Here is an 18,292-nt window from a genome sequence, read left to right as displayed (position 1 = left end):
TATAATCCTTATAAAGCGTTAACTAGCTCATCTAAAGTTAAAGTAGAAGTTCCTCTTTTACCAACAACAACACCAGCAGCAGTATTAGCAATCTCAGATGCCTCCTTAAAAGAAAAACCAACCGAAAGACACATAGCAAGAACCGATATAACAGTGTCTCCCGCACCAGAAACATCAAATACACTTTTTGCCTTAGTAGGTATTATATAAACTTCATCTTTAAATGTTTGTATATCTTTATCGAATAATGCCATACCATTAGCACCAAGCGTAATCATAAGTTTTGATAAGCTTAATTTTTTTACTATATCATTGCCTAATTTATTTATAGAATCTATATTGAAATTATAAAAAGGTTTTTTACTCTCAGAGCCTTCCACAGCTTCTTTTAAATTTGGAGTCATTAAAGTAGCTTTTTTATAATAAGAAAAATGTTTTATAGCAGGATCAACTAATACTTGTATATTGTTTTTTATGCAAGTGTCTATTATCTTCTTTGCTATTTCTTTTGTAATAACTCCTTTTGCATAATCACTTATAATAACAACATTATATTCTTTTAATCTATCTAAAAAAGCACTCTCTATTTTTTTATAAATATCTTTTGAATACGACTCAACATTCTCTTCATCTATTCTTACTATTTGCTGAGTGCCTGCAACTATTCTAGTTTTTGTTATAGTAGGTCTAGTTTCATCTACTATTATGCCTGCATTAGATATATTCCAATTATGCATGCTTTCTATAATACTATCAGCAGACTTATCATTTCCTATAACACCAATGATACCTATATCTCCTCTTCCTTCCATGTTTAGCAACGAAGCAATGTTTCTAGCCACATTACCCGCACCACCTAAATAGTTCTCTTCATGATTAACATGCAAGACAGGAACAGGAGCTTCCGGAGATATTCTAATAACATCACCATAAGTAAATCTATCTAACATTAAATCACCAATTACTAATACTCTAGCTTTTATAATATCTTTTACTTTCATATAATACTATTCCTCAAATTATAATAAAATATTATAAACAAAATAAAAAAAATTGTAAATGATGAAAAATATTAAAATTATTGGTTATTTGGTCTTGTATACTCTGCTTCATCTAAATGTTTAGGAGCTTTTTCAGAAATATCTCTTTTTTCTTTAGAATAAAAATACTCTGTACCAGATATTTTATTTGTAATATACTTTCTTATATTAGATATATATATAGTAACACCTGGAAAAAAACCTTCCATAGAAGTAATGCTGCTTCCAGACAATCTCTCAAACTCTTCAGACATTTCATTTCTTTTTTGCTCTAAATCATTAGTTTCTTTTATCAAATTAGTAATTCTTTTTAATATTCCTTTTATAGCTTCTCTTTTATCTGGAGCTATTCTTGCTATAAATGCTCTTGGGTCTCTAAAATATTCAGAACCAAGCAATGATTTAATCTTACTAATTTCTTCTTTGTTAGTTTTTAGAGTATTTGTAATTTCTTTAAATAAAGCATCAGCTTCAGGGTCTCTTCCAACCATTATAGTAGTTTTTGATTCACTTATAGCACCAATACTTCTAGCCCAAACACCATTTAAAGCTTTAATAGAACCTCCAATTATAACACCTTTACCTTCTAATGCTATAACTCTATTACTACTAGATATATCAGAATTAACTATCTGCTGACTTATAACATCATCTTTACACATAATTTTAGCATTTCTAATAAAAGAAGAATAAATTTTACCTTTTATATTAATATCACTATCAGGTCCGCCTATAATACCGCCAGAAACAATTAAATTTCCTCCGCAATCTATTTTAGCATCTTCTATATTACCATAAACTTCTATATTACCCTCTGTCTTTATACTAAAACCCTGAGTAACATTTTCTTTAATAATAACAGACCCATCAACCTCTATATTACCAGTAGATAAATCAACCTTATCTATCTCAACAGTATCGCTAACCGATAAAGTGTTATTGCTGCTATTAACAAGTATGCCTCTTATAGCACTTCGTATAGTAATACCGTCATCATCAACTTTAAGATTATTTCCTATCTTATAACAAGTATCCTCATCAAAATTAGCATCCATAACCTCATTATATATATCAAGTCCATCAACAGCAGGCTTCTCTGGAATAAAATGTGCTATTTGAACATTAGCATCTATATTGTGTACAAAACTTCTCTCTTTAAAATCTATAGAGCCATCTTCTGATTTCTTTCCTGTACCTATGGATAAATCATAATCTAAAACAACCTTTTGAACATTACCATCAACAGGTTTTCTTCCCTCAACAAATACGCAGCATACTCCTTCATTATCTTTTAAATTACGTTCCACAAGTTCAGCAATCTTATCATAATCTACCATAAGTTTTATAGGTATATCAGAAATCATCATTTGTATCTCTTCAAGACTAAGCTGCCTTTTTGCATCTTTTTGCGGAGGAAGCACTAATACGCCTCTCCATTTATAAGAAATATTTATAACAGGAATAACCGATACAGATTTTACACCATTATAAGATACATAACCATAAGTAGTGCTTCTATATATACCTGTCATTTTATCAAACTTTACATTCTTGCCAGCCTTTATACCCTCTCTTTTTGATATAGATTTTAATACCTGCACTCCTGGTACTACATAATATCTTAAAAGTTCATCATATAAAGTTTGGTCATCACTGTTAGAATCAACAACTTTGTCATATACTTCTCTTATGTCAATAGAATCATCAAAAGCAAATTCATAATTATTTTTGTCAATATTAAGATTACCGCTAGTCATCATTTTTTATCTCCTTTTATTAAATTACTTTTTGCATAAGAAAAGCATAACATCGCCTTTATTGAATTTTTTCACAAATTTATCAAAAAACTTTTTTACTATCTTATTAGGTTTTTTCTCTATAGGTATACTTCCCCAAGAAAAATCACTTATTATATTAAACCCAACCTGTTTTAAATAATTTGAAAGCACAGGTTTTGAAAATAGCCATAAATGCTGAGGCATAACAGCTCTCCAATTAGCCCCGTATTTTTTTGCAAACATTCCATCAGCATTTGGAGTAGTAATAGCTAAATATCCTCCTTTAGCAAGTATTCTATAAACCTCTTTTAAAGTATCTGAAGGATTCGGCACATGCTCTATAACATGAGAAAAATGTATAAAAGAAAAATAATTATCAGGAAAAGCTACATCTATAAGAGGCTTCTCATAAATATTTAAATTATAATGCTTTCTTGCATATTCTGCAGAAGCAGCACAAATTTCTATACCAGTAGTGTTATATCCCTTACTTTTTAGATAATTAAGAGTCATACCAGTGGCACAGCCTATATCTAATACATTTTTATTCGGAAGTTCATTTTCTATTTTTTCAAACCCTATATCTTTTAGAGTAAGTTCTATTAATGCAAAAAAATTATCATGATTAGCTACTTCATACTCGAAATAATTATCATCATATATGGCATCTATTTCTTCTTGAGTGATAATGGGGGCTTGAAAGATAAGTCCGCAATTTGAACATTTACTATAACTTACTAAATCTGTTTTTATATAGGGTTGATATTCATTGCTATTACAAAATTCACATTTTCGCTTTTCCACAATACACCTCTTCTATACTAAAATCGGAAACAAACTATATTTCTTTAGCAATTAATAATTTTTATATAAAGAATATAATAAAAATAATAAAAAAATACAAATATTACTCTGTTTTGTTATTAACAGTCAATACTATTTCTGTATTAATTGTTATAACTTCATTAGCATTAGGAACTTGTGATAATACCACATTGTTATCATAATCAGCATTATTATCATCAACTTTTGGAAGTATTTTAACATTAGGCATTTTTGAAATAATATCATTAGAAATTATACTAACAGCTTCATCGTATGATTTTCCTATAAGATCAGGCATTTTTACTAAAACCTGCTCCGGCACATTTACAACCAAATAAACTGTTCTTCCTCTTTTTACTCTCATACCGCCTTTAGGCTCTTGGCTTACTATTGTGCCTAATGGGTAGTCTTTGAAATAGTGAGATTGTATATTTAAATTCATATCTTCTTTTGCTATTACATTAAAAGCTTCAAATGCCTCAACTCCCTGTACATCTGGAAGCACAAAAGACTCCCCTCCTGCTTTTACTACTATAAAAACAACAACTGAAACTATTATTCCCTGCAAAACAAATAAAAATATAGCAAAAATTATTAGCCTTTTTATTACTAAAAGAGATCTATCTTCTGTTAATATTCCCTTAGGAAGTATCTTATTCATAAACTTCTTTATATAAGCATTGTAAAAATTATTAAACTTAGACTTAATTTTTTTGAATAACTCTTTCATAAATATAATTATTACTCCATTTATTTTATATCAATTAAAATATTCATTTATATTTAACTTATTACCGCATAAAAACTCTTTTACGCTTTGTCTTTTTTTGCCCTCTCTCTGAAGTTCTTTTATAATATATATTCCATCTAATGCTTGAACATGTATACCATCATTATCAACATGAACTATTTTACCAAAATCATTGCTGTTATTTTTGATTTCTTTATATTCACTTTTAAAAACCTTTATAGAAATATCATTATAATAACAATAAGCAACAGGCCAGCGTACAAAGGCTTTAGTCATATTATGAAGATCTAATGCACTTTTATTAAAATATAGCCTTCCATCTTCTTTTTTTATTTTAGTACAATAAGTAGCTTTGCTATCATCTTGTTTTTTTAGATTATGTATATATTTATCAGCATTGTCAAAAAACTCTTTTAAAATGAAAACTCCACTTTTTTTAATTTTCTCATAAAGTTCATTAAATTGCCAACTCTTGTCTATATCAAACTCATCTTGCAATATAACATCGCCTTCATCAAGTTTATAATCCATCTTTTGTAATGTAGTGCCTGTTTTGTCAAATCCATAAAGTAAAGCATGTTCAACAGGGCTTGCACCTCTTAGTATAGGTAAAAGCGAGCCGTGAATATTCATAGACATTATTTTTGGTATAGACAATGTTCTTTTTGAAAGTATTTTACCATATGCCACAACTATAAAAAAATCAGCATTAAAATTCGTAAGTGTATTATAAAAATCATCACTGTTAATATTTTCTGGTTTTAGTAAATTTAGATTATTTTCTAATGCTGTAACTGTTACGGGATTTGGGATAATATTGCCTTTTCTGTCTTTTTTTGTGTCTATTGTAGAGATTACCGCTGATATATTTACATTATTCATTTTCATTAATTGCAAAATACAATCTGAAGTAAAATCTGTAGAGCCTGCTATTATTACATTATACATAGGCTTTTATTATATCTGTAATATGCTTAAAAGTCAATTATAATAAAAACTAATAAAAATATTTTTATAATTGTGTTTTTTATTTTCTCTATTATTTTTTATGTCATTCTTTAAGAAAACTATACTCATATACTTTATAGCTTATTTTTTTAGCTAATATATTCATTTTTTCTTTTAAGTTATTCATTAAAATATTATAATTTTCATCATCGCTTTTATTATTCATGCGATTGTTTTTGAAACCTTGAAAATACCCGCGTATATCATAAAAAGAAGCATTAATATTAATACTATCGAATAAATGATAATATTTCCATAATTTTCTGCCTTCATCAAAAACTTCTAAAGCTTCTAAAGAGAAATTTATTTTTTCATCTCCTATATAAAAAAAACTTTCATCTAAAATCAAATTGTTTTCATTATTAGATGTTTTTATTTTGCCATTAATAAAATCTATCATAAAATGAGAATTAAAAATACCTTTAGCATCAATTTCTTGTTCAGTAAAAGGTATCCAGTTATTAATGCCTTCTTTATCGGATATACGGTTTTGATTATGAAAGAGTGTAAAAGCTAAACAGTCACTTTGAAACTCTTTATCTTCTTTCCAAAAATCATTAGGATAAAGAAATTGGTCGCGGTCATTAATCCAGTTTGCTTTAATGCATTGTCTTACTGATAAATAAATACATAAAGGTATTAAATTATTTAAGTTTATCCATATACCTCTCGGATTTACAACTTGTTTCCTACTGTTTAAAATATAAATAATATTATTATGCTGAAAATCATTACCATTAATTCCATCTAAAAAACCAATATTATTATTATCATTAGTTTTATATTCATTAATAAATTGGTTTATATATCTATCATTTTTATAAAAATATATTTTTTTTCTTCCAAAAGATTTATTATTTTTATCATATACATTTACTTTTATATGTCTTGCATTGTTTTCTTTTGAAGTATCCCAAATTAGAAAGCCTATTGGAAATTGACCTTTTACATTGTCAAAAGTATCTGCTGGAACAATAAAACCTTTTAAAAACTTAGCTCTAAAAGTTTCCCTAAAACTTTCAAATGCACTGCCATTAACATATTTTAGTGTTGAAAAACAGCATAATATACATCCGTTTAATTCTTTATATATGCGTATAAAAAATTGAGCAAATAATTCACGACCTGCCGTTTTCAATATATCCATATATTTATTATGAGTTAAAGAAATATTTACCCCTACTTTGCCTTGTTTTCTTTTTTTTGTAGAGACCTCAGCATATGGAGGGTTTATATAAATAACTAATTTTTTTCTTTTCTCTTCATCGTCGATTATTTCTTTTAGTGCTTGAGGGCATTTAGAAAAATCATCATTAAGAAAATCAAATTGAAATACATTGTCTTCTAATAAATTGGCTCCATTTTTTATACGCTCTTTCATTATATCTACATCTGCTCTGTCTATAGTAGAGGCAAATATTTTATATTTATTTGTTAGTCCCGCTAAAAGATTTCCAGTTCCTGCAGCCAAATCCCATATATAATATTCATCTTGCCAGTTTTCTCCTAAAACATCGGATATAAACTCCTGAGATTTTTCAACCCATAGTCGTGGTGTAAAAAATGAGCCTTTACGCTCTCGTATATCCTGTGAAACCAATAGATCCCGACGTTCAATAATATAATCCCAATATTCTTCTTTGGGAGGTCTTTTATATATACTCCAAAAATCTTTATGGCTCTTTTGATTATCATTAAAATAAACCTGCTTTAAAGTTAAAAATCCCTCATTATCTATTTTTCTATCAAGCTCATAATAGTTATTCTTTAGAAGTACAAATAACTTATCTTTTAATGTTAAATTATTTTCGCTAAGTAAATCAGCAAGATAAAAATCAGCATCTATTATACCTGTTTTTTTTATCTTTTCCCAGTCGGCGTTAATTTTGGATTTTACCCTTTCAAGCCATTTATAATAAATATTTACAAAATTATTTTTATCTATTTGTATTTTATTTAATGAACTTTTATCAGTATTAAAATTATCTTTAATAAAGCTCTTTATTTCATCTTCATCTTCTTCAAAATAATAAATAAAACTTTCTTCTTTCAATATTTCTTCTGCTAAATTATAAAGTTCTTTGAATTCTTTTGTATTATGGTCTGAAGGTGTAACATTCCAATTAAAATCATTCTTTAAAAATATATGCATTACTTTATAATATTCTATAAATGCTATTTTTTCGCAGTCAAAAGCACCTAAAAATTTAGGCGGAAGTTTTTTATCAAATACTCTCTTTTTACCTATTGTAAGTATCAATTGTACAAAAGATTTATAAATATTACTTCTTCCCTTTTTAGCTTCAGCCCATAAAATATAAAGTTCTGTATTTTCTTTTAAGCTGATAGCGAAATCTATTTCATTAATAATCTGAGTATTATCAAAATTATTAAAAAAATCTTTTGCTATTTTATTTTTTAATTCTTGTTCTGGTAAATCAACTATGTATGTCATAATTTTTTTGATAACCTTATACATAATAATATTATTATTAATTAAGTATACTGAAACAAATACGTTTTGTCAATTTTTATATTTTTATAGATATATTATTAATTTTTTGACATATAAGTTATATGCAAAAAATAACAATAAAAAATTGACAAAATATAATCATTTCAGTATATTATTATAAATATAAACTGTTATAAAAGGAATGTTTATGATTAAATATGTTTTAACACTAACAATACTAATATCAAATATAGTTTTTTGCTATAATCAAACTTTTAAAGTTGGAGAATATATTAGATATGATGTATTAGCACAGGTACCAGAGTTTAATATAAGCGGAAAAGTTGGAGTGCTTGAAGCTAAAGTGTTAGCAATTAGTAATGTAGATGGAGTTCCTGCTTATCATTTATATGCTCATGTATATAGCACAGGGGCTGCTAATTTTGTTTATAAAGTAAGCGATGTGTTTGAGGCTTGGGTATCTACAAATGACTTTATTCCTTTACTATTAACTAAAGATGCTAAAGAGGGCGATTGGACTAATTATGAAACTTTAAAATTTAATCATAAAGAACAATATTTTATTTATAATGATAAAAGAACAACTGATGAAAAAATAACTTATGAAGGTTTAGCTTTTGATGCTTTATCATTGGTATTTTTTATGAGGTTTGTTGATAAAAATATAGGTACTTTTAAGATTAATTGGCTTGAGGGAAAAAAATTAAAAAAAGATATTAGATTTGTAATAGAAAACGGCGGTGAGTTAAAAACAAAATTGGAAAGAAACAAACTACAAACCGTAAGAGTATATGAAAATGGTAAATATGGTACAGATGCTTTAATAGCAAAAGATAAATATAATCAAGTGCCTTTGGATGTTATAATAGCAGAGCAAAAATTATATGGGCTTACTATTAGAGTGAGAGGTATTATAAGAGAGTATAAAGACGGAAAATGATATTAAAAAAAAATATAGACGCTTTAAAACTAAATAAATATAACATAAATACTATAAAAAAAATTGAAAGTATTAATAATAATGATAGCTATGAAATAAAGTTTAATAAAAATAATTTAATAAGTGTATCATACAAAAACAAAGCTCTTACCTCTCTTTATGCCCCTATAGAAGAAGCTAAAAGATTAATAGAGCAGTATATAAAAAATAATAATTCAGATTATATAGCTATCTTTTTGTCTGTATCTTCTTTTTATCATATAGATTATTTTTTGTCATTAAACGATAAAAATAAAGCTGTCATAATAGAAAAAGATATAGAGTTATTAAAACTTATACTTTCAAATATAGAGATAAAAAATGCTAAAAGAATCATTATATTATCAGAAGAAAATGATGTTTTATTATTTCTTAATAATTTTATTAAAGAAGATAATGTTAAAAAACTTGTTGTTATAAGACATATAAGAGCTTCTAATGTTAGTGAAGAAAATAAAAACTATTATGACAATATTACAATACAATTATCAAATATTATAAAAGAGAAATTAATGTCTCTAACATCTAATTATTACTTTGCTCCTATATGGGCAAGAAACATTATTTATAATATGCGTAATAATTATTCTATAGAAAGCTTTAAAAATTATCTAAACAAAGAAACACCACTTCTTTTAGTATCTGCTGGAGCTTCCATAGATAATTATATAGAAAAAATAAAAGAGTTATCAGAAAGCCATTTTGTTTTAGTAGTATCTCATTCATTAAACACTCTTCTTAATAATAACATAAAACCAAATGCAGTGGTGTCCACAGATGGAGGCTTTTATTCTATAATACATATATTGAGCCTTTTTAAAGAAGAGAATATATTACTATTTACAACGCATACATCATACCCCGTAAAGAGCATAAAAAAAGAAAGGAAGTTTTTTTTCTCGCACAATGAAAGTTTAGAAAAAATATTATACGACATACAAGACAATATTTATTTCCCTATGGAAGGAAGCGTTATAATGCCCGCTTTAAGAATAGCAGAGTTTTTAAATCCAAAATATATTCTTCTTGCAGGGTGCGATTTCTGTCATGTTGATGATAAAAGCCATTCAAAATATTCAAATGCAATAGCTTTAGATTTTATTACAAGCAACAAAATAAATACTTTTGAAACAAAAAAATATAAAAGATTAAATGATGATAACAAAATAAAATGCTTTGATGATTGTTTAAGAAACACTTCCTCTTCGCTTTTAAGCTATAAAAATCATTTTGAAAGTTTGATTAATGATTTATCAAAAAATATAGATTTTTTTACACTCACAAAAGAATCAGCAAAAATAAAAAATGTAAATATATACGATAATATTAAAAACTCTGATAAACACTTAAAAGATTTTAAATATATAGAAGAAAAACAAAATAAAGAACTACTAAAAAATAAATTGGAATCATTAATAAAAGATATTAACTCTAATAAATTTTCTGATGATATAGATAAATTATTAAATATGATTTCTCCATGGCATAGAGATTCATTTATAGAAGAAAAAATAAAATACGATGAGTTAAAAGATTATATAAACAAATGGTATAATGATATATCTATTTTTTTAGATTAAATATATTTTCTTGCAAACTCTCTGCAAATAAACCTATATGATATCCATCACAAACTCTATGATTAACCTGTATAGCAATAGGCATTAATATTTTATTAGAATCATTATAATATTTCCCTATAGTAAATATTGGAGGCAAATAATCAAAACAATTATTAATATTTAAATTAAAACCATCAAAAGATACCCAAGTGATAGATGATATATTAAATAAATTTTTGATATTACAAACTTTTGGATAAAATGATGTAGTTGTGCTATAAGTTTTTATATCTTCAATACAATTATTATAAAATAAATTAAAATCATCATTATACTCAGTATATATAGATGAGAAAGTTTTAGCATTATTATTAAATATAGTATAGCTTGGATTTACAATATCATAATATCCAAGTTTAGAATCCTCAAAAGACATCTTAAACTCTTTTATATCGTTTACAGTCTTTGATATTAAATATATCATTGTAGGATAAAATTTAAAAGAACTATTTACTATATTTTGTACTTCCAATTTTAAAGTAATGCTATAAGTACATTGATTAACATTAGAATAATGATAATAATGCTCTTTTCTCTCCCAATTTTCAATATCAATTATATTAAACATTATTTACACAGCCCCTAATTTTTTATATATTTAGAATTTAAAGTGGGGCTTTACCCCTGCGAAGCGTGCCCTTAGGGTATCACCCCACTTCTTTTGGCGACCGAAGGGAGTGCCTGCGACCATAGGAAGTACCTTTAGGTATGGTAGTACCCCAAAGAAGCAAAAGGACTGCAATTTTATATACTAAAATTATACTGAAAATTATATAACTAATTTTATTAAGCTCTTCTGAAATAAGTCTAATAAAAAGCCCTCCCTAATAAATATTAAGACAGGCTTTTATTAATTATAATTATGCTTTTACTAATGTTCCTTCATAAGTAGCTGAACCTGCTTCCATAGTACATACTAAAGTATCTTTAGGAGCATTATTATCTGTAAAATCAACTTTATGTTTAAAAGTCATTTTTACTCCACCTTTTGTAACTTCACAAGTAAATTCAAATACATTATCAGATACTTTATTAATTTTATCTAAAGCTATTGTTTGTTGAGTAGCTTCATCTTTTATACTGCCGTCTGCATTAATTGTAAAAACTGATCCATATGTTGGTGGCATACTAGCATCACCGCTTACTTTAGTTGCGTTAGCTGGGTCTCCCGACCATGTTCCTTGAAACTTAACTACTTCTTCTTTTGTTGGCGGTGTAGGTGTACCTGATCCGCCTGTAGTGCCTGAGTTGTTTCCTCCTGTTCCTGTAGAATCTTCATTACTACAACTTACGCCGAATAATGATAAAGCCATTATCATTACAAATATTGATAAAATCTTTTTGTTCATGTTGAACTCCTTTTTAATAATTTGTGTATTTAAACATTATTGCTAATGCTTAATTGTAAAACTTGAAAAAGCAAACAAAATTGCTTTAGTGTGAATAATTGTTTTAATAGAATTGATTAACCTAGCAAAAGATTGCAATACAAAATATAAAAGTGTATTTAATAATTGATAATATTTTTTTAGAGAATTATGCTGTGAGCTGTGAGCTGTGAGCTGTGAGAGTTAAGCTCATTGATGAAATACTAAATAATTTAATCTTAATCATATAGAAAATTATAGCAAATTTATAATTTTATGTCAACACATCTACATAAAAAATTTGTTTAGGAGTGTGAGATATTGGACATTTTTTAGTTTAAAAAAAGCAGTATCCTTGTTATAATATTTTGATATAGAAAATAAATAAAGGATACTACTATGAAAAAAGATTATAGCACAGAATTTAAATTATTTATAGTGGATAAAGCATTAAAAACTAAAAATATTAAAAGATTTCTAAAGATAGAAGAAATACCCAAATCCACTTTTTATACTTGGCTTAAAAAATATAAAGACACTGGAACTGTCGCCAATTTTAGCACTAGACCGAAAACTTCTACAAATATCTTTAATAATCAAAAAGCTATTAATTTAATTATTGAACTCTATACTAAAGAATATCGAGGTAAGCATTATATTAAAGCATATTTGAACCGTGAAGGCATTAATATAGGGGTTACAGCTATAGAGAATGTACTAAAAAGAAATAATCTTTGGAGAAAAAAAACAAAAAAGAAAAAGAAGCGATATGATAAGCGTAAATTTGTCTCTAAAATACAAAAAGAAGGCAAAATAGTTCAAATAGACACCGCCTTGCGTACCTTCGGTAAAATATATCAAATTAGGCAGAAAAACAGTTTATCAATTCACAGCTGTAGATTTAGCTACACGTTATAGTTGGAGAGAAATCTATGAAGATAAAACACCTTCTAGTGCTTTATCTTTCTTAAAATATGTCTTAAAAACTTCACCTTTTAAGATACAGGCTATACAAACTGCGACCGAAGGAAGTGCCTGTGGCAATAATGGTATGGAATATACTTATCGCTGTATTAATACTCCTAAAATAAATATTTTTGATGAATACTGCTTAAAAAATAAATTAGAGAGGAGATATATTCCTATAGCAACACCAAGATACAATGGCGTAGTAGAAAGAGTACACGGCATAGACGAAAGAGAATTTTATTCACGATTAAATAAAAATATCACAGTAGAATTATTGAGAGAAAAATTAAAAGAATATACACATTTTTATAACAATCAAAGATTGATTTCTTCGTTATTGTATATTACAATCAAAGAAAGAATCAAAAATATTATAGCAAGTAAAAGTACAATATCTATGGCTCCATGACATTTATTGTATTATTTTTATTTGATAAAACACTAAAAACTTGACTTATTAAAAAAAAAATATATTATAAATTATTAAAGGTTATAATTTTATGTCTAAATATACATTGCCAGAAAATGATATCATTAGAACTGCAAATTGGATAAGTAATTTCTTAATAAGGGAAGGATATCATATTGATTATACAATTCAAAGCCTAAAAGAAATCGATAAGTTTTTCAAAGAAAAAATAAATAAAATATTAGAAAATGATGATAATAATAGAAACTTTATATTTGCTATAGCAGCATATATTGGAGAAGTTATTAAGATGCATTTTGACGGAAAGTGGAATATTTCTAGAGAAGTTGATCTAGACGATGAAGCTATAGGTATATATTTTAAAAATCATGCTGCAATATACCCACTTAATATAACATTAGAACTTATTCAAAAACAATACACACTAGAGCAATATATAAAAGAAAATTTTAATACAGATATTTAAAAAAGGATTTTCGCTTATGATGAGTTTAAATGAAATTTTAGATAACGTAAAAAAATCGTATATAATGCTAGATTTAAAGGCTGATAATAAACAAGAAGCCATAAGCGAAATGTTAATATATGCAGAATCTAATGGGCTTAGAATAAATATTTCTAAAACTATAGAATGTATGTTTAAAAAAGAAAATATTATATCAAGCGGTTTAGGTTATGGTGTAGCTTTTCCCCATTTAAGGACCAAGGAAGTTCAGGAAAATGAATTAATATTTGCAATATCAAAACAGGGTATTAACTATTATGCTTTAGATCAAAAGCCTGTTCATCTGCTTACTATGTTTTTAACTCCTACAGATAAAAGTGATAAATACTTACAATTATTATCACTTATGACAAAGATATCAAAGTTAAGTATGTATACTGTATTATTATTAGAATCAAAAAGTCAAGAAGAGTTTAAAGATAAATTATCAGATATGGTAAAAGACATTATAGGCGGTAAATAAAATGAAAAAAGTAACAGCGATAATACCTGCAAGATATGACTCTACAAGATTTCCAAAAAAGCTCACTTATGAATTATTAGGTAAGCCTATAATCATTGCTGTTTATGATAATGTTAAGGCTACTAGAAATATAGATGATGTTATAGTGGCAACAGATTCAAAAGAGATAATGGATATATGCGAAAAGAATAATGCTAAAGCTGTTATGACTTCGGCACATCATACTTCAGGCACTTCAAGAATAACAGAGGTTGCTAAAAACATTGATTCTGACATTATTATTAATGTTCAAGGTGATGAACCATTAATTAATGAAGATATACTTAAACCTGTCATAGATGCTTTTGATGATGAAGATGTTGATATAGCTACTTTAAAAACAAAAATTGATGATTATAGTCCTTTAATTAAAGATGAAAATGCGGTTAAGGTGGTATGCGATTACAAAGATTATGCGATGTATTTTTCAAGGGCTACTATTCCGCATAAAAGATTTGACCAAGATATATTAGTGAAATATTATAAACATATTGGAGTTTATGCCTTTAGAAGAGAGGCTCTTTTAAAAATAGAAACCCTACAAGAATGCGAATACGAAAGAATAGAAAAGTTAGAGCAGTTAAGATGGCTTTATAATGGAATGAAAATTAAAGTATTAGAAACTAATCATTTTATACATGGAATTGACACAAAAGAAGATTTGGATATTGTTCAAGAGTATTTAAAAAAAGAAGCATTTATAAAACTAGGAAATAATGCTTAAAAAATTTTTTACTGTTATTTTTAATATACTCTTTCCAAATCATTGCATCATATGCAAAAATATTATGCAAAGTGATAATATGAATTATATATGCATAGATTGCATTAACAAATTAAGCTATATTCATAGAGATGATTATATAAGATGCAATCGCTGCGGAAGAATAATAGATACAGAAGATTCAACTTGCATATGCTCATACGAAAACATTTATTTTGATGAATGTAAATCAATGCTTTATTATGATGATAAAACAAGCAATTTAATTCATAAGATGAAGTTTAGCCATAGATATTTAATTTGCAAAGATTTTGCTGCTATGCTTTCATTTTATTATAAAGATTATATTAATAAATTTGATGCTGTTTCGTTTGTGCCGCTTGGAAAAAACAGACTTCTTGAAAGAGGCTATAATCAAAGCGAACTTATAGCAAGACAAATATCAAAAATACTAAATATACCATTAATAGAAAATATAATAATTAGAAAAAAAGAAAGTAAGCCTCTTAGTATGATAAAAGGAAAAGAGTTGAGAGAGAAAGCTATAAAAAACGCTTTTAAAATAAATAAAAAATATAAGTTTGATAACAATAAAAAAATAAATATATTGATAATAGATGATGTATTTACAACAGGTTCAACTCTCAATGAGATGTCATTAGAATTAAGAAAATTAGAGTTTATAGGAAGAATAGGAGTACTTACGGTAGCGTCAGCGAGATAAGAATATTAAAGAAATACATATAGTATTGGTATAGATGAATTTTTTTTCAGTTTGTCAATTTTTTTGTTGTTCTTTTTCCCGCAGCTCGCACCCACAGGCACTTCCTTCGGTCGCGGTGCGGACTTCGTCAAAAGAAGCAAAAAGTGCAAGTGCTTTAGCTTTGTATGTTTTAAATATATATAGACTATATTGTAATACCAACATTTCAAGCTTAAAAATGCAGTCCTTTTGCTTCTTTGGGTCACGCCTCCGGCACTTCCTTCGGTCGCAAAAGAAGTGGGGGTGCGGGGGCTAGTCCCCGCAAATAAAAAACTAAATATTCATTTCTTTCTTTAAATAATTCGCTTTAATAACAAACTCCTCATTCTCTCTAAAAAACTCTTCTCTATCTATCTTTAATAATTCACGCATCTCATCTTTTGCCTTACGCATAATCTCAGCATCTTTTACAATATTTCCAATCTTAAAATCTGCTATACCGCTTTGCTTATCTCCCAAAAACTCTCCAGCACCTCGAAGCTCCAAATCTTTTTCAGCTATCTTAAACCCGTCAGTAGTTTCGCATATAACATTAATTCTCTCTTTTATTATATCATTAAGTTCACTATGAAGTATTAAATAACAATAGCCAAGCTTATCACCACGCCCAACTCTTCCTCTAAGCTGATGAAGCTGCGATAATCCAAAACGCTCCGCCCCTTCTATTAATATTGTCGTGGCGTTTGGGTTGTCTATACCTACTTCAATTACCGTTGTTGAAAAAAGCACCTTTATCTCACCATTTGAAAACCTATTCATAATATATTCTTTCTCTTCATCTTTCATCTTGCCATGTATTATTTCTATGTTTATGTTTTCAAAATATGTTTGCTTAGCCCTCTCAAACTCACTTGATAAAGTGATTATACTGCTGTCATCATTCTCTATAAAAGGAAAAACCACATACCCTTGCTCGCCTTTTGCTATTCTGCTTTTTAAAAACTTATAACAATGATCCCTCTCATATAACTCTTTATATTTGGTAAGCACTCCCTTTCTTCCTTTCGGCATGCTCTTAATAATAGATAAATCCAACTCCCCAAACAAGGTTAAAGCTAAAGACTGAGGTATTGGTGTTGCCGTCATTAATAGATAATCAACATTATTTCCTTTTGACAATAATTTATTTCTCTGATTAACTCCAAATCTCTGCTGTTCATCAACTATTGCATAAGAAAGATTTTTAAATACAACCTCATCATATAGTATAGAATGAGTGCCTACTAGTATATGAGTTTTTCCTTCTCTAAGTCTTTTTAATGTATATGCTCTTTCATTTTGACTAACAGACGAAGTAAGTATATCAATTTTAATAACATCTTCTAAATTAGCATTTTTTATTATTTTTTTAAAAGTATAATAATGCTGAAGTGCTAATATTTCTGTGGGAGCTAAGAAAGCTGTTTGAAAATTAGATTCTGTTGGTATTAATGCTGTTAAAAATGCTACTATAGTTTTACCTGCACCAACATCTCCCTGAAGAAGCCTAAATAATTGCCTATTAGAAAACATATCTTTTTTTATTTCTTCTATAGCATTATTTTGGTCGTCTGTAAGTGTAAAACCTAAACTTAATTTTACTCTCTCTAACAAATTACTGCCATTATACCTTTCTTCTTTTATAAGTATATTTGGTCTTCTCTCGCTTAAATGTATATACTGAAAAGTTAAAAACTCTTCAAAAACTAAACTCTCTCTTGCCTCATCTAATGCCTCAAAAGATGTAGGAAAATGCATCTCCATTATAGAGCTTACAAAACTTTTTAATCTGTATTTTTTTTTAATCACTTTCGGTATATCATATTGCATATTCTTTTCGAATTTTTCTAATTCGCTTACAATTAAAGTTCTTAATTTTTTTTGAGAAAGCCCTTCTGTAAGCGGATATATAGGCACTATTTTGCCGTATGATAAAGAATTGGAAGAAGGCTTTTCAAACTCCACAAACCTGCATTGCACCTTTCCTCTCATATTGCGTATAAACTTTCCTGTGAGGTATAATTTAGCCCCTTTAGTAGCACCAGCAGGAATACGCCCACCATATATGGGAACTTCGCATAATGTGATACCATCTGTTACTATAATTAAAGGCTTTTTTCTAAACTGAAAAACAAAACTCCCTACATCTATAACTTCAACATACACCACAGAGTTTTTATCTGGATTTTTTAATGCTTCGTTTATTTTTAATGTATTTCTTCTGTCTTCATAAGCTCTTGGGAAAAATGTTATTAAATCATAAAGCGTAAATATATTTTTTTTGGCTAGTGTTTCTGCGTATTTTGGTCCTACGCCTTTTACATATTTTATATCTGTAGTGAAAATTTCTTTATTGTAGTCTTTCATATAACAACCATTTTATACTAATATATATCATTTCAGCATAAAATTCTATAATAAAATTTATATAATAAAATGTCATGGAGCCATAGATATTGTACTTTTACTTGCTATAATATTTTTGATTCTTTCTTTGATTGTAATATACAATAACGAAGAAATCAATCTTTGATTGTTATAAAAATGTGTATATTCTTTTAATTTTTCTCTCAA

Annotated in this window: 17 protein-coding genes; 8 read left to right on the top strand and 9 right to left on the bottom strand. The window is 27.3% G+C overall.

Annotation, left to right across the window (positions count from 1 at the left end; genetic code table 11):
• Nucleotides 1–8: 8 nt before the first annotated feature.
• The 6 genes from rfaE1 to EPJ72_RS03050 form a co-directional block, all read right to left on the bottom strand.
• Nucleotides 9–1,001 carry a D-glycero-beta-D-manno-heptose-7-phosphate kinase gene (gene rfaE1 / locus EPJ72_RS03075; RefSeq protein WP_147730785.1) on the bottom strand — a complete coding sequence of 331 codons (993 nt, stop codon included), beginning with the start codon at nucleotides 999–1,001 and terminating at the stop codon, nucleotides 9–11.
• 77 nt (nucleotides 1,002–1,078) lie between these two features.
• A complete protein-coding gene (locus EPJ72_RS03070) occupies nucleotides 1,079–2,797 on the bottom strand; it encodes a DUF342 domain-containing protein (protein ID WP_147730807.1) in 1,719 nt (572 codons plus the stop codon).
• A 24-nt stretch (nucleotides 2,798–2,821) separates the two neighbouring features.
• Complete coding sequence (locus tag EPJ72_RS03065; protein WP_147730784.1) at nucleotides 2,822–3,622, bottom strand: class I SAM-dependent methyltransferase; 801 nt, start codon at nucleotides 3,620–3,622, stop codon at nucleotides 2,822–2,824.
• A gap of 103 nt (nucleotides 3,623–3,725) precedes the next feature.
• A complete protein-coding gene (locus EPJ72_RS03060) occupies nucleotides 3,726–4,373 on the bottom strand; it encodes a PASTA domain-containing protein (RefSeq protein WP_147730783.1) in 648 nt (215 codons plus the stop codon).
• A 30-nt stretch (nucleotides 4,374–4,403) separates the two neighbouring features.
• Nucleotides 4,404–5,342: a methionyl-tRNA formyltransferase gene (gene fmt, locus EPJ72_RS03055; RefSeq protein WP_147730782.1), complete on the bottom strand. Its 939-nt coding sequence runs from the start codon at nucleotides 5,340–5,342 to the stop codon at nucleotides 4,404–4,406.
• Between the two features lie 103 nt (nucleotides 5,343–5,445).
• Nucleotides 5,446–7,857, bottom strand: coding sequence for a hypothetical protein (locus EPJ72_RS03050; protein ID WP_147730781.1), 2,412 nt, complete (start codon nucleotides 7,855–7,857; stop codon nucleotides 5,446–5,448).
• 208 nt (nucleotides 7,858–8,065) lie between these two features.
• Here EPJ72_RS03050 and EPJ72_RS03045 point away from each other — a divergent pair, with 208 nt between their 5' ends.
• Nucleotides 8,066–8,818: a DUF3108 domain-containing protein gene (locus EPJ72_RS03045; RefSeq protein ID WP_147730780.1), complete on the top strand. Its 753-nt coding sequence runs from the start codon at nucleotides 8,066–8,068 to the stop codon at nucleotides 8,816–8,818.
• Nucleotides 8,815–10,437 (top strand): motility associated factor glycosyltransferase family protein, encoded by a 1,623-nt coding sequence (locus EPJ72_RS03040; protein ID WP_147730779.1) that lies wholly within the window; start codon nucleotides 8,815–8,817, stop codon nucleotides 10,435–10,437. The genes EPJ72_RS03045 and EPJ72_RS03040 overlap by 4 nt, the downstream gene beginning before the upstream one ends.
• On the opposite strand, the gene EPJ72_RS03035 is transcribed toward EPJ72_RS03040, so the two are convergent.
• Nucleotides 10,421–11,047 carry a CatA-like O-acetyltransferase gene (locus EPJ72_RS03035; RefSeq protein ID WP_147730778.1) on the bottom strand — a complete coding sequence of 209 codons (627 nt, stop codon included), beginning with the start codon at nucleotides 11,045–11,047 and terminating at the stop codon, nucleotides 10,421–10,423. The genes EPJ72_RS03040 and EPJ72_RS03035 overlap by 17 nt on opposite strands.
• A 292-nt stretch (nucleotides 11,048–11,339) precedes the next feature.
• Nucleotides 11,340–11,828, bottom strand: a complete 489-nt coding sequence (locus tag EPJ72_RS03030) for a hypothetical protein (protein ID WP_147730777.1) — start codon at nucleotides 11,826–11,828, stop codon at nucleotides 11,340–11,342.
• Nucleotides 11,829–12,245: 417 nt separating this feature from the next.
• On the opposite strand from EPJ72_RS03030, the gene EPJ72_RS03025 reads away from it, so the two are divergent.
• The 6 genes from EPJ72_RS03025 to EPJ72_RS03000 all read left to right on the top strand — a co-directional run bounded on the left by EPJ72_RS03025 (nucleotide 12,246) and on the right by EPJ72_RS03000 (nucleotide 15,700).
• Complete coding sequence (locus EPJ72_RS03025; protein ID WP_147730776.1) at nucleotides 12,246–12,764, top strand: hypothetical protein; 519 nt, start codon at nucleotides 12,246–12,248, stop codon at nucleotides 12,762–12,764.
• A gap of 133 nt (nucleotides 12,765–12,897) precedes the next feature.
• The gene (locus EPJ72_RS03020) at nucleotides 12,898–13,224 is read left to right on the top strand and encodes an integrase core domain-containing protein (RefSeq protein WP_147730775.1); all 327 of its coding nucleotides are present in this window, start codon (nucleotides 12,898–12,900) and stop codon (nucleotides 13,222–13,224) included.
• A gap of 91 nt (nucleotides 13,225–13,315) precedes the next feature.
• Nucleotides 13,316–13,711 (top strand): hypothetical protein, encoded by a 396-nt coding sequence (locus EPJ72_RS03015; RefSeq protein ID WP_147730774.1) that lies wholly within the window; start codon nucleotides 13,316–13,318, stop codon nucleotides 13,709–13,711.
• Between the two features lie 16 nt (nucleotides 13,712–13,727).
• On the top strand, nucleotides 13,728–14,213 hold the full coding sequence (locus EPJ72_RS03010) for a PTS sugar transporter subunit IIA (protein WP_147730773.1): 486 nt from the start codon (nucleotides 13,728–13,730) through the stop codon (nucleotides 14,211–14,213).
• 1 nt (nucleotide 14,214) lies between these two features.
• Nucleotides 14,215–14,976, top strand: coding sequence for a 3-deoxy-manno-octulosonate cytidylyltransferase (kdsB, locus tag EPJ72_RS03005; protein ID WP_147730772.1), 762 nt, complete (start codon nucleotides 14,215–14,217; stop codon nucleotides 14,974–14,976).
• The gene (locus EPJ72_RS03000; protein WP_147730771.1) at nucleotides 14,969–15,700 is read left to right on the top strand and encodes a ComF family protein; all 732 of its coding nucleotides are present in this window, start codon (nucleotides 14,969–14,971) and stop codon (nucleotides 15,698–15,700) included. Before kdsB ends, EPJ72_RS03000 begins: the two co-directional genes overlap by 8 nt.
• 312 nt (nucleotides 15,701–16,012) lie before the next feature.
• Here the strand turns inward: EPJ72_RS03000 and recG are convergent, their stop codons facing one another.
• A complete protein-coding gene (gene recG, locus EPJ72_RS02990; RefSeq protein WP_147730770.1) occupies nucleotides 16,013–18,085 on the bottom strand; it encodes an ATP-dependent DNA helicase RecG in 2,073 nt (690 codons plus the stop codon).
• Nucleotides 18,086–18,292: the final 207 nt, after the last annotated feature.

The organism is Brachyspira pilosicoli, from assembly GCF_008016535.1.
Taxonomy (GTDB): domain Bacteria; phylum Spirochaetota; class Brachyspiria; order Brachyspirales; family Brachyspiraceae; genus Brachyspira; species Brachyspira pilosicoli_A.
Note: the sequence above shows the minus strand (reverse complement) of the source record. Positions and strands in the feature narration are given on the sequence as shown.